12 protein-coding genes are annotated in these 12,549 nt (G+C 54.5%); 8 read left to right on the forward strand and 4 right to left on the reverse strand.

Annotated elements, in window-relative coordinates; all coding sequences use genetic code 11:
- The first annotated feature begins 110 nt into the window (after nt 1–110).
- From CGZ80_RS05530 to CGZ80_RS05565, 6 genes are all read left to right on the forward strand, one after another.
- Entirely contained in the window at nt 111–992 is an 882-nt protein-coding gene (locus tag CGZ80_RS05530; RefSeq protein ID WP_094412211.1) for a hypothetical protein, read from the forward strand.
- Nucleotides 989–1,681 (forward strand): class I SAM-dependent methyltransferase, encoded by a 693-nt coding sequence (locus CGZ80_RS05535; RefSeq protein ID WP_094412213.1) that lies wholly within the window; start codon nt 989–991, stop codon nt 1,679–1,681. Before CGZ80_RS05530 ends, CGZ80_RS05535 begins: the two co-directional genes overlap by 4 nt.
- Before the next feature lie 1,060 nt (nt 1,682–2,741).
- Nucleotides 2,742–3,596, forward strand: coding sequence for a glycosyltransferase family 2 protein (locus tag CGZ80_RS05550; RefSeq protein WP_233148243.1), 855 nt, complete (start codon nt 2,742–2,744; stop codon nt 3,594–3,596).
- A gap of 114 nt (nt 3,597–3,710) precedes the next feature.
- Nucleotides 3,711–5,009 (forward strand): PQQ-like beta-propeller repeat protein, encoded by a 1,299-nt coding sequence (locus CGZ80_RS05555; protein ID WP_094412218.1) that lies wholly within the window; start codon nt 3,711–3,713, stop codon nt 5,007–5,009.
- 22 nt (nt 5,010–5,031) lie between these two features.
- Nucleotides 5,032–5,826, forward strand: a complete 795-nt coding sequence (locus CGZ80_RS05560) for a hypothetical protein (protein WP_094412220.1) — start codon at nt 5,032–5,034, stop codon at nt 5,824–5,826.
- On the forward strand, nt 5,826–7,448 hold the full coding sequence (locus tag CGZ80_RS05565) for a hypothetical protein (RefSeq protein WP_094412222.1): 1,623 nt from the start codon (nt 5,826–5,828) through the stop codon (nt 7,446–7,448). Before CGZ80_RS05560 ends, CGZ80_RS05565 begins: the two co-directional genes overlap by 1 nt.
- Before the next feature lie 7 nt (nt 7,449–7,455).
- On the opposite strand, the gene CGZ80_RS05570 is transcribed toward CGZ80_RS05565, so the two are convergent.
- From CGZ80_RS05570 to CGZ80_RS05585, 4 genes are all read right to left on the reverse strand, one after another.
- Entirely contained in the window at nt 7,456–8,838 is a 1,383-nt protein-coding gene (locus tag CGZ80_RS05570) for an MBOAT family O-acyltransferase (RefSeq protein ID WP_094412224.1), read from the reverse strand.
- A 6-nt stretch (nt 8,839–8,844) separates the two neighbouring features.
- Nucleotides 8,845–9,939 (reverse strand): hypothetical protein, encoded by a 1,095-nt coding sequence (locus CGZ80_RS05575; protein ID WP_094412226.1) that lies wholly within the window; start codon nt 9,937–9,939, stop codon nt 8,845–8,847.
- A gap of 9 nt (nt 9,940–9,948) precedes the next feature.
- A complete protein-coding gene (locus CGZ80_RS05580) occupies nt 9,949–10,629 on the reverse strand; it encodes a toprim domain-containing protein (RefSeq protein WP_094412228.1) in 681 nt (226 codons plus the stop codon).
- 65 nt (nt 10,630–10,694) lie between these two features.
- A complete protein-coding gene (locus CGZ80_RS05585; RefSeq protein WP_233148244.1) occupies nt 10,695–11,567 on the reverse strand; it encodes a carbon-nitrogen hydrolase in 873 nt (290 codons plus the stop codon).
- Between the two features lie 25 nt (nt 11,568–11,592).
- On the opposite strand from CGZ80_RS05585, the gene bioD reads away from it, so the two are divergent.
- Nucleotides 11,593–12,255, forward strand: coding sequence for a dethiobiotin synthase (bioD, locus tag CGZ80_RS05590; RefSeq protein ID WP_094412230.1), 663 nt, complete (start codon nt 11,593–11,595; stop codon nt 12,253–12,255).
- Nucleotides 12,248–12,454: a hypothetical protein gene (locus CGZ80_RS05595; RefSeq protein ID WP_094412232.1), complete on the forward strand. Its 207-nt coding sequence runs from the start codon at nt 12,248–12,250 to the stop codon at nt 12,452–12,454. Before bioD ends, CGZ80_RS05595 begins: the two co-directional genes overlap by 8 nt.
- Nucleotides 12,455–12,549 lie beyond the last annotated feature (95 nt).

Genomic DNA, 12,549 nt, shown 5'->3' on the forward strand with positions numbered 1-12,549 from the left:
GGTGAAACGCCACACCTGTCGCAACCTTCTCTCCACCTTTCACTGGACTTCCGAATGAATCACGACACGTCTACCACCCTTTTCATCGCTCCTGCCCCGCCAAAGGTGCGATGAACCTGGGCATCCTTGGCAAAACATCACTGCTCGTTGCGCTGCCCAATCGACTGTCACTCGACGCCGTCACGGTTGGATTGGCATGGAACACAGTCATTACCAATGAATTTACGGGCCGACTTCCCGCGTGGCACGAACTCCTAATCATCGGGACTTCAATTTGGATCGTCTACACGATCGACCGGCTACTCGACGGGCGAACGCTTTCCGAAGACACACCGGCAACTGACCGCCACCAATTTCATTCGCGACACAGCTCCAAGCTTTTAATGGCTTGGCTGACCGCGGTTGCAGTAGTCGCTTGGTGCTCCGCCTACCACGCCACCGAGACACAACTCCGCTGGGGAATCGTTACCGTTGGTTTAGCGATCTGTTACGTCGTGAGCGCGCAATTGCTGAACCCGATCAAAACGCTATTTCCGAAAGAGGTTCGAGCCGGTGCACTGTTTGCCCTCGGCGTTTCACTCGTCGCCTGGTCCGATCACCGGACCACCGCTTGGCAGCCACTGTTGCTGATCACAATCCTCTGCGCCGCGATGTTCACAATCAACTGTTTGATCGTGTCGGCATCCGAATCGGAAATTGACGTAGGACAAGGGAACGACTCGCTCGCCCGGCGTCACCCGAAGTTGACCGAACGCTTCATCTTGATGATCGCTCTACACACCGCCGTCACGATCATCGCCATGACGACGGCTCAGATACCGATGACCATCGGACTCTGCATCTTGACCAGCGATGCATTGCTCGTTTCGTACGTCATCCTGGAACAGCGGCGCAGCGTTCGCAAACTGTCACCGTCGGCTTGGATGGCGTCACTTGCCGACGCCGCAATCGCCGTCGCCCCTTTGACCTGCATCGCACTTCTACAACGATGAAGTCCTCCCGATCATCACGCGGATACGATCGCCTTGCACCGATCTATCGAATGCTTGAGGTGTCGATGTTCGGAGTTCGACTACATCAAACTCGCCTCGCATTGCTGGACCAATTGCCATCGATCCAAACCGCGTTGTTCCTAGGTGACGGCGATGGCAGACTGCTTGAAGCGTTTTGCAAACGTCAACCACATGCCGATGTGACCAGCATTGATCAAAGTCCAAAGATGCTTGCGAGCCAGAGGTGTCGGATTGATCGCCTCAGTCACTCTGGGCAGATCCATTTCGAACTTGCCAACGCGATCGATTACAAGCCACCTGAACAATCATTTGATTTGATTGTCAGCGCCTACTTCTTGGATTGCTTTACCGAGCAACAACTCCGTGAATCGTTGCCACGATGGCTTGCCGCGCTCAAGCCGGATGGGAAGTTGTACTACGTTGACTTCTGCGTTCCCGACGTTCGTAACGAAACAATCACGCGAACAGGCCGCTTCCGTTTCCAACTGCTGCTCTATCTGATGCATCGTTTCTTTGCAGCCGCAACGGCACATCCCACCCGGACGTTGCAACCGATGGAATTGCTTATCGAGAGCGCAGGCTTTCAACCAATACACGTCGCCACAGAAATCGATCCGATGTGTACGTGTAAGATCTACCAATCAAAAAAGACCGCCCTTCGTCCGTGAAGGTCGGTCTCGAGTTTTGTCACGTAGTTGATGGCGCAGCACGTCCATGGCATTGACCCAGTCCAACCGAATTAAGTGACAAAACGGAAGTTACTTTCCTAGTCGCAAATCGGGGTTTGACTTGCCGGCAATCCGTACGAGCCGACTTCCAATTTTCAACCGCAGATCCTTGCGGCTGTTCCGGAACAACGTCTCCTACGCTATCCCAAAATGGCTTTGTCGCTGAACATGAAAATTCAGCCGTCCGGGGCTAATTCAAGCAATGCCTTGGGGCGGGTGGTCGCAATGGACGAAGCTGTGTCACGCGACCGACGTGAGCTGGAAGCACAAAGCGAATCGATAGTTCGCAAAAGCGTTTGTCGAATCACGACAAAGCGTCTCCCGTGCACGAGTGAAGAGCAGTACTTGGCTCGGAAGCAGAACAACTTTTCCACAACCCGAGCGAGCAGGAATTTGCCAACGTTGGCACCGAATGTCAACAACAAAGTTTGACGACTGAGCGATGTAGCAAAGCACCAAGATGGAAAGCGTCGGCAATTTTCGATGCGAAATGGACTCAAAATTTTTTTGGTTTGTTGTGACCAATTGAACCGGTTGAACATCACTTGCAATGACGCCAACGAACGCGCGTGGCGACTGGCGAGTTGACTTTCAAATCGATGTCTAGAAATGCCAACTACCATCGCGCATCTCGCGTTCGTTTCGAACATGATTTCGACGCGCAACGACGGACGAAGTTATCAACGATGCGGCAAAACACATCCGCGTTTCGGTCGATCTTTCGATTCACATTCGCAAGCAATTTGCGAATGTCATCATTGCCGCCACTGAAAGCGATCCGAAAAATTTTTCGGATCAACCAACTAGTTCTCCGCCGCGTCCTCCGGATCTTGATACACTGCGTCGGTCGCATTGGCGAATGAATCGAATGCCACGGCAATTCGCCGTCCCAATCCCGGTGCGCGTTTTGTCTGTCGGTCTAGCACGGGTTGCAACTACCTCCGTCACCAATGACAGCCCTTTCTTCTCATCGAACGTTCAATCGATCTCGGATTGCCTAGTGAAAGACAGCTCGTTGGAAGACGTTTCGATTGAACAACCATCCGATCCTTCCGGTGACTCGCCTTCGCATTTTTGGACAACGGAGTATGTCAAAAAGATGCGTTCGTTGCTTGGGAACGATGTCTGTCGCAAGCTTGGGATTTTCGAACTCCCCAACGACTTTCTTCTCTCCGTTGTCGTCCCCGTTTACAACGAAGGCGGGACCGTTTCATCGGTTGTCGATCGCTTGACCAACACTGGCTTGCCGATGGAAATTATTCTGGTCGATGATGGCAGCCAAGACGGAACCCCCGAAGCGCTCGCAAGCCTGTCGTCACGTCCGCACGTTGTCGTGTTGACCCACTCGCACAACCGTGGCAAGGGGGCGGCGATCCGAACGGGAATCAAGCACGCCAAAGGTGACATCGTCGTTATCCAGGACGCCGACCAAGAATACGATCCCTCCGATTTTCGGTACCTGTTACAGCCGCTCCTGGCCGAAGAAGCTGACGTCGCGTACGGCACCCGATATGGCCATTACGACCGACAACTTTCCCCTTGGTGGCATCAAGCCGTAAACGGTTTGATCTCCTGGCTCGCCAGCCTTGCGATCGGTATCCGACTCAGTGACGTTGAAACGTGCTACAAGATGGTGCCACGACGACACCTGATCGATATCCAGGAGCAACTGCAAGAATCACGTTTCGGAATCGAAATCGAATTGACAGCCCGTCTTGCCCGCAAACGACTTCGATTCACCGAACGCCCGATTCGTTACCGACACCGCTGGTACGACGAGGGAAAGAAAATTGGATGGCGAGACGGCGTGAGCGCGCTTCGCTGCATCATGAAATACGGGCTCTTGCGACGCTAACACCGGCCGCGAAGGCGAATTTTTCGCGTATCTTCATCTCACCGCACAAGTCAATTCGGCTAGAATTGACTCCTCGGTCGGCCAGACACAGCCGGTATCGATATTTCGGAACGAATGAACTTTGCGTCTGACAATCAACTGACACCCCCATCCGATTGCCCCACCCCAGTCATGCGAATCGCCTTTTCCCATCGGATTGCCGCATTGCTTCTTACCGCATGTTCAACCAGCTTGCCATCCAATGCGGCTGATTGGCCTGGGTTCCACGGGCTCGGTAAAGCGGGCGTCGTTTCCAATGCGACACTGCCAGCAGGACTGTTGGAACAGAAAACAAAATGGTCATTGGACCTCAAGTCGCGTGACGTTGGTTCCGTCGCCGTACAAGATGGGCGTGTTTATTTGTTGGCAATGTCTCCCCAGTCAGAAACGATCCGCCTGATCGCTGCTGAACTTGCCACGGGAAAAGAACTTTGGTCGCAAGAGTACCCTCAGCTGGCCAATCACCTGCACAGCCGCAACACGCTTGCTTCAAGCACGCCAGCAACCGACGAACAATTCGTCTACATCGCCAACAGCGATCGCCAACACACTTGGTTACGGTGCCTCGATCATGACGGAAACCTGCAATGGTCTCGTGACTTCGGTCCTGCGCAAAGCCAGCACGGTTTTGCAACGTCCCCAACGGTCGTTGGCGATACAGTCCTGCTGAATTTTTCCCAGCAGAACGAACAAGTCCGCGACGGCGAACCAGGAACCAGCCGGATGATCGCCGTCGATCGCAAAACCGGCGAAACCCGCTGGTCAACGCCAGTGACATCCACCCGCGTTTGCTATGGCGTCCCCGCTGTGATTAACAACCAAGTCATCGGCGCCAACACCGGTGACGGCGTCTTCGCACTCTCGCTCGACAACGGAAAACTACTTTGGCGTTTGCCAGCGTTTAAGATGCGTTGCGTTAGCTCACCACTGATCATCGACGATCTGGCGATCGGAACGAGTGGCAGCGGTGGTGGTGGAAACCATTTGGTCGCCGTTCGAATTCCCTCGAAACCAGGTGAAACGCCAACCGAGGTGTACCGCGTTGAAAAATACGCGCCGTATGTGCCCACCGCGGTTATTAAAGACGGCATGCTTTTCATTGTTGACGACAAAGGCATTGCGTCTTGTGTCGATGCCAAGACTGGAAAATCGAAGTGGACCAAACGGATTGGCGGCAACTTTAGCGCATCGCCGATCATCGTTGGCGATCAAATGCTGCTGACCAGCTTGGAAGGCGAAGCCACGGTACTAAGTGCAACCGGAAACTACCAAAAGATCGGACAAGTCGATCTCGGTGCCAGTATCGGTGCGACCCCAGCATTTGCAGATGGTAATCTGCTCATCCGCGTCGGCGACGAACTTCGCTGCTACTGATTCGCACGCGCGAACACTAACTATGAAGCACGCTCCTCTTGTTTTTAACGGCAACGGTTGTTCGTTGACGCTGATCACTCTGGTCTGTCTTATCACAACCGCAATCGGACAAGGATGCTCTAAAAAAGACCTCTCCGAAATCGCTGACTCGATCTCCGAAAAGGGCGAGTCATTCGTTAAGGAAAGTCGCAAGCTCACCGATTCCTTGGTCAACGAGCCTGAACAGCCTCCTACGCCCACCGGTGAACTCGAGTTGCAATTTGACACGCCCGTTCGTTTCGAAGCGGCGAATGTACAAGTCTTTTGTGTCGGTTACGGGCGTCCCAATTCACTGCAATTGCTCACTTATGATGCGAGCGCCGATCGGTTACCGGATTCCGGGCTCTTGATCGAAGCGGCAACAGAGATCGAAACCGTCGCGCTGCTCGTCGGAAAAACGCTCGCCTGCAACCTATTTGTTGCCACCGGTTACAACCGCCCCGTCCTATCGACCTCGATTGAGACCCCCGTCGAAGTGCGTTTCGACGCGATGAATTTCTCCGCCGGAACTGTCACCGGGACAATCTTGCCTTGCTCCCTAAAGCGCCTGACGGCGAAATGGTCGAACTCTCTGGCGGTACCTTCACCGCCATCATGCTTTCGGAGTAAGTCGTGTTGTTGGGATCTGTCCGAATTGGCCAGCGAGCAATCGCTTTGGCGATGTGGTTGGCGGCGTTGTCGGTTCTGTCACCCAAAACGCATGCCGCCATCTCTGGCGAGCACTATTCCACCAGACCTCTCGGTGTCATTGACGGAGCGGCAAAACAAATCGCATTGATGTACCAGTTACTCTCCGAATGGGAGCAGCTCACCATCGACAGCGTTTCAAGAATGGATGCCGGCGATTCGATCCCGCACGAAAAACTTGCCAAGGCATTTGCGCGTTCCTATCAAGGCATTTGGTACGCCAAGCAACTACAAGCCATGGGCGAACCGGCGGGGTACGATTTAGAAACACGCTTCACGCTTCTTCGAAATGCGTTGGGAGGCTTCTCAAACTCCCTGCAAAAACATCATCAGGCAGAGCTCAGCAAACTAAAAGCCCTGACCGAAGTGCGGCGTGACACACTCGCCAAGGCCATTGAGATGGCCCGAAGCGGTCAACTGTCAAACGCCGAAAAATCCGTCCGCGACTTGCATCTACGTCAGTTGCTGAGCGTTTTCTATTTGCCCTACTCCGGCTACCGCGACTTCGAGAACGAAGTCGCACCAGTTCACAATCGATTGATTGATGACCTGAATCGCGAACGCCAACAGCAATACGCTGAGAAAGCGCAAGCCGTTGTCGCTCAGTCCGCGAGCGTTGTGTCCGATTTTGAAACCGACAGTCAGCGCGTCATTGCGGAACTAAAATCGGCACAAGGAGACCCCGTCGAAGCGATTCGATGGCTCGACGAGCGTTGGTCACAAGACAACTTGGCAATTTCCAAAACTCGCGCCATCTCGCTCGCGTTCGGACTCGCTGGCGATGCCGCCGCAAATCAACAGCAAGCTCTTCATCAGATCGATCAACAAGCGATTTCGATGCTCGAAGCGCTGATCGATGTGGCAAGCCAGACTGGCAGTGATCAGCCAACAATCGCTCGTTATGCAGAATTCGTTCAAGCAGTCGTACGACTGAACAGCCACTGCGGCAACTCTTTGAATGAACGCCTACAGCCCGCGTTCGACCGTTGGACCAATCAGTCCCCCGAGCTGACAACAGCGGTCTCAACCTATCATCAGGCGGTCAAGCAACCAATGTTGTGGATGCAACGACGGGCGGCAGAGCAATCAGAACAAAAAAAGCGAGACTACCTTGAGCTCGATCATCTGACCGGTAAGCCGATGAAGCCGACCAATGCTGATCGGCCATCTATCTACCTCAATCAATCGCCACGCGTACGTCCGCTGACGCCAGCAAATTCAAACCTGCCCTACAATTGGCTCGAAATTGAGGCGAACTCTTTAGTGGGTACCTTAGTTCGAACCGGGCAAAGTTTTCCTCCAATGAATGCGGGTGAAGCCTCCTGGGTCCCTTTTTCCCAAAGCTACGCTTCACACTTCATGCCACCTAAAATCCCGGCTTTGATTCGTGAACACGTTGAAGCCACGCTGCTCGTCACGCAATCACACCCGCCTCTTTCCCTTCCTGCCGCGATCGCCATTGACGCGATCGACCGTGGAGCGTTTCTGCAAATCGGCGGCACCATTCGTAGCGTGGCGATGTCACCGAGTGTCGTTCGATTTGGAAATCCAGTTCCCGAAATGAGCCAACGCGTATTGCTTGGTAAATTTCACAACTTCAATTCTTCGCCCCCCGCGACACGTTCACTCGCCTGGGAATTCGAACTAGATCCCAAGTGGATCCAGCACCAGTTGTTCTTCCTTGAAATCGAGACCACCGTTTCGACGAAGTGATTGTGCGCTAAAACTGAAAATACACGAACGGTGTGAATCCTCGCGGTGCATACAGAATCAGACACCAGATCATGACCGTCGTCGCGACCGCCGAATAGAATCGATCGGCAGGCAACCGCATCATCAATCGATAACGCGACATCCAAACGGCATACTCCGCCAACATCAATGCCATCGCAACCAGGGCTAAGGGTGGCAACCACAGAATGCCAGTGTGTAGAAACGCAAGTTGCCCCAGTACCTCGGCGACTTGTTTCAGACTGTCGCAGCGGAACAAGATCCACCCGAACATGACGATTCCCATCGTCGATGCCCAGCGAATCGAACGCCAGACGCGCCAAGGCGTATGCGACGCGAACGATCGCTCGACGCACAACACCATGCCATGCCAAACTCCCCAAAGCACGAACGTCCACGCGGCACCGTGCCAGAGTCCACCCAGCGTCATCGTCGCCAATAGATTCAGAGATGTCCTGCGTTCACCCATCCGATTGCCACCCAACGGGATATAAAGGTAGTCCCGCAGCCATCGTGACAAGGTCATGTGCCAACGACGCCAAAACTGTGCCGGCGACAGTGCCAGATACGGATGGCGAAAATTCTTGGGAAAGCGATAGCCAAGCAACTTCGCCAAACCGATCGCGATGTCCGAGTAGCCCGAGAAGTCATAATAGATCTGCCCCGCATAAGCGATGACTGCCAACCAGACCGTCGCGCCGCTGTACAAGTCTGGCCCCGCAAACACGACATCGACGAATTCTCCCAAACGGTCGGCGATCAAAACCTTTTTCACCAGCCCACGCAACACCGTTTGAAATCCGCCGTAGGCCCGGCGTGATGACCACGCTGGAACAACGGCAAGCTGTGGTAACAACTCCGCCGCACGAACGATCGGCCCGGCGACCAACTGGGGGAAGAACGCAACGTACAACGCGAAATCCACTAGCGAGTCACTCGCTCGCAACTTCCCGCGGTAAATATCGATCGTGTAGCTAAGCGTTTGGAAGGTATAAAACGAAATGCCAACCGGCAGGACGATTTCGAGCGTGCTGACGTCAAAGCCGATCGGCGCCAACAAAGCCTGCGCAGACTCGATAAAGAAGTTGCAGTATTTGAAAAAGCCAAGCGACCCAAGATTCACACACAAGCTGAGTGCCAGCCACCGACGACGTTGTTGCTGACTCGTCGCCAACTCGATCTGACGTCCGGCGACAAAGTCGACGATCGTCGACAGCAACAACAAACCACAGAAGCGGTAGTCCCAGTACGCATAAAAGTAATAGCTGGCGACCAGCAACAACACGTTGCGTTGCAAACGCGTACGCAGCTGCCAGACGGCAACCAAGACAACGGCAAAGAAAATGAAGAATTCGGTGATCGTGAACTGCATCCTGCATCAATCCCCGCGACGGCCAGTCTGCTGATCGGCCTCAGACTTCTGGGTGAGCACCTCAACGACTTGATTTGCGATTAGCTCATTCCCAAACCCGTTGTAGTGCCCCTCTCCGAACCTGCCATTGTGAAATCCACGCGGCCAACGCCCATTCATCGCAGCCTTCTGCAGGGAGTTGTTGACATTGATCACTGTTAACCCGTTTCGCTCGGCAAGGCGATGAATTGCTGACGACCGTCGTTCATCGGTCGGCCCCCATACGACGATTCCGTTCGTGATGGTTGGAAATAGCGGCGCATCGATCATCACACACGGAACGTCGGTTGCTTTGCAAAGTCGCTCGAACTGCTTTGCGACAGCTTGTTGAAACTCGGCCTCCTGACTGGCCAGCGAATCTTGCCCCACAACGGTGTTTGGCTTGCCTGATTTCGCAATTGGACCGACGCTAAATCTCAACTTCCGAAAGTTGTCGGTCTGGCCGTCTGTCAGCACATTGCGAGCTGCCTGAACGAAGGCGGCGGGCAGATTTGCAGACGCCCAATTCAACCGGGGATCGATCACTTCACTTGGAGTCTTTGCCGCAACACTCCAATCCTCCCACTCCGACACGAGGAACAGATGCATATCGATCTCAGGAATGCCCTGTGCGGATTCAACGGTTTTGATTTGGTGAATCCAGTCGTTGCAATCATCGCCGCTTCTTGCAAACGGCAACACGGTCACCTGTTCATCAGCCTTCGCGTACGCCCGCTCCAAGCAAGCAAACAGCTTTTCACGATCGTCAACACAAACGCCCTCCGCCTGTGAATCCCCCCACAGCGCGATCACCCGTGAGTTCTCACTCGCATGATTGGCTGGCAGATACGATTTACCCGGCATGCCCCAACGTCCGATAATCGTCGTCGCATAACCTTCGCTTCGCCATCGATACCCGGCCCCTACTTGCAATACAATTGCATCTCGGTGCGAGTCGACTTCGCGCGGCAAGTAGCTTCTGACAAACAGCGGGGATGTCAGGAGGACTAGCAGCGTCCCGACGATACTTCCGCAGATCCATCGTGCAACGATCTTGCGGCTGATTAGTCGTGACTGCTGCATGCCATTTCCCTACTCGCGGACTTTGCCGCCAGAACAAAACACCCGCCGTGCCATCGCGGCGTCTTCCATCCCCATCAAGTATGCCGTGCGACTGTTCGGATCCAAACAATGCTCGACCAACGCTTGATCGCCCAAACTGGCCAGCCCACGGTACCGCTGATACGTGTACGGGATCGACTGGGCATCGAGCGCGTCCTGAATTTTCCTCAGGTGTTCTTCACTTGCCGCGTAAAGATGATCGCCTTTGGTCGCACCATTGATTTGAAACATCGGTGCCTTGATCAGACTGACTCGTCGCTGCTCGAGCAAGCCGGGAAAGAATCGCTCAAGAAACATTAGCATCAACGCCCCGCAATGGATTCCGTCGGCGTCAGGATCGAACAGCAAAAGCACTCGGCTGTACCGCGTTTGACGATAGTCCGCAGGATTCCATCCGATTCCCAAAGCGGCGACAAACGCGTCGAACCATTGGTTGTTTCGAACCGATGACCGGCTGGCTTTCACCGCATTCATCGGCTTACCCTGCATCGGCAGGACTGCCTGGTAACGTGTATCACGCGAACGCGCGACGGACTGCGATGCCGAATCGCCTTCGACGACAAAGAGCTCGCGGTAGGGACCAGAAACCGATTCGAATTCGATTCCTCGGCCGCAGTCAACGAGCTTGGTTGATTGTGTGATCCAGTTCATACCCGCAGTGATCGCAAATTCGTCGACACCTCTGGTCCCCAGAAAGTGCCGACTTAGAAATCGAATCAATCGATCCAGCGTTTCAGCAGACCGTCATACGCATCGATCCGGCGGTCACGCAAGAACGGCCAGTGAGTACGCACGACGTCGATTTCTTCCAAGTTGCAGTCGGTGCACAGCACTTCGCTCTCTTTGTCACCGCCCTGCACTACCATCTCGCCACGCGGAGACGCGATAAATGATGAGCCCCAGAACTCGATTTGCCCTTCGATCCCGACCCGGTTCGGGGCGACCAACCATAGTCCGTTGGCGATCGCATGAGCTCGCATTGCGGTTTGCCAAGCATCACGCTGCCCGGCGCCGAACTCGTCTTTTTCTTCCAAAATCCAACCGATTGCCGTCGGATAAACAAGAATTTCGGCTCCCGCCAAGGCAAACAACCGGGCCGCTTCGGGGAACCATTGGTCCCAGCAAATCCCGACGCCCAATTTCCCATAACGGGTCTGAACTGGCTTGAAACCCAAGTCGCCGGGTGTGAAGTAAAACTTCTCATAGAACAACGGGTCGTCCGGAATGTGCATCTTGCGATACACGCCAGCCACCGATCCGTCCGCATCAACGACAACGACGCTATTGTGATAAAGGCCAGGGGCGCGTCGCTCGAACATCGGCACGACGATCACACATTCCCATTGCTTGGCCAGCTTTTGCATCCGCTGAACGGTGGGGCCATCGAGCGGCTCGGCATAGTCAAAATTGCGATGATCCTCACTTTGGCAAGGATACGGCATTGCAAAGACTTCCTGCAGGCAAACAATCTTGGAGCCTTCCGCGACCGCCTTTTCGACCATCCCTTCGGTGTGGTCCAACATCGCTGCTGGCGCCCCCGCGTAAACACTTTGAACCAATCCGACTTTGACGTTCTTGAGTGATGTCACTTTGCCTGAAACCTGACTCGTTGAAATGAAACTAACTTTTGTTTCGGGGACCGGCACCGACGTCGGCAAAACCTATGTTACCGCACAACTGGCACTGTCATTGGCACGCCGTGGCGTGCGGGCCGGAGTTTACAAACCCGTGGCCAGCGGGTGTATCGGGACAGACACCAATTCTAGCGAAAGAATCTCTTCTGACGCAGACCAGCTGACGGCCGCATTACAGCGTCCCGTTGATCCCGATCTCATTTGCCCACAGCGATTCCTCGCCCCGCTCGCCCCCGATGAAGCCGCTCGCCAAGAAGGCCGCCGTGTCGACCCTGATCTACTTTTCGAAGGTGCGAAACGCTGGGCAACCGAGTGCGAACACTTGCTGGTGGAAGGCGCCGGCGGACTTTTCAGCCCCATCGCCGACGAACTGCTCAATCTGGACCTGTTCTTAAAACTTCGCACCGATCCAGAATTCGAAACTGAACTGGTGCTCGTCGCCCCCAATCGGCTGGGCGTGATCCACGAAACGTTGGCGACCGTCCGAGCAGCCATAGCACAGTCCGCTGCGATCGACCGAATCTATTTGACCGCGACGCAGCCTCAGAGTGACCAATCCGGTCAAACCAACGCCGCCCAGCTCCGGCATTGGCTGCCAGAGCAGAAGATCGTCACGGTCGATTGGAACGGCACGGTTGAATAAGTCACTGCTGGCTGAATCGCTGCTGGCTGAAACACAGCCGACTGCAACGCTGCCGACTGCAACGCTGCTGGCTGCAACGCTGCTGGCTGCAACGCTGCTGGCTGCAACACTGCTGGCTGCAACACTGCCGACTAGTGCTACGGATTGGATTTCCGGTGCCACGAGGGAAAGTTCTGCGTATCTTTCCCAGCTACCCTAGTTCATGATGCAAAAAATTCCCTTCCCCTGCCTGATGTTAGTTTGCTGAAGACGAACTCAAACAAAGGAAGGGAATATGTCGGGTCGAGCAGTGAA

This window comes from Rhodopirellula sp. MGV (genome assembly GCF_002251265.1).
GTDB classification, from domain to species: domain Bacteria; phylum Planctomycetota; class Planctomycetia; order Pirellulales; family Pirellulaceae; genus Stieleria; species Stieleria baltica_A.

What these genes read in the sequence shown, in the direction of transcription:
- CGZ80_RS05530 (WP_094412211.1), top strand. Translation starts at nt 111, where the DNA reads ATGAACCTGGGCATCCTTGGCAAAACATCACTGCTCGTTGCGCTGCCC.
- CGZ80_RS05535 (WP_094412213.1), top strand. Translation starts at nt 989, where the DNA reads ATGAAGTCCTCCCGATCATCACGCGGATACGATCGCCTTGCACCGATC.
- CGZ80_RS05555 (WP_094412218.1), top strand. Translation starts at nt 3,711, where the DNA reads ATGAACTTTGCGTCTGACAATCAACTGACACCCCCATCCGATTGCCCC.
- CGZ80_RS05560 (WP_094412220.1), top strand. Translation starts at nt 5,032, where the DNA reads ATGAAGCACGCTCCTCTTGTTTTTAACGGCAACGGTTGTTCGTTGACG.
- CGZ80_RS05565 (WP_094412222.1), top strand. Translation starts at nt 5,826, where the DNA reads ATGTACCAGTTACTCTCCGAATGGGAGCAGCTCACCATCGACAGCGTT.
- CGZ80_RS05570 (WP_094412224.1), bottom strand. Translation starts at nt 8,838, where the DNA reads ATGCAGTTCACGATCACCGAATTCTTCATTTTCTTTGCCGTTGTCTTG.
- CGZ80_RS05575 (WP_094412226.1), bottom strand. Translation starts at nt 9,939, where the DNA reads ATGCAGCAGTCACGACTAATCAGCCGCAAGATCGTTGCACGATGGATC.
- CGZ80_RS05580 (WP_094412228.1), bottom strand. Translation starts at nt 10,629, where the DNA reads ATGAACTGGATCACACAATCAACCAAGCTCGTTGACTGCGGCCGAGGA.
- bioD (WP_094412230.1), top strand. Translation starts at nt 11,593, where the DNA reads ATGAAACTAACTTTTGTTTCGGGGACCGGCACCGACGTCGGCAAAACC.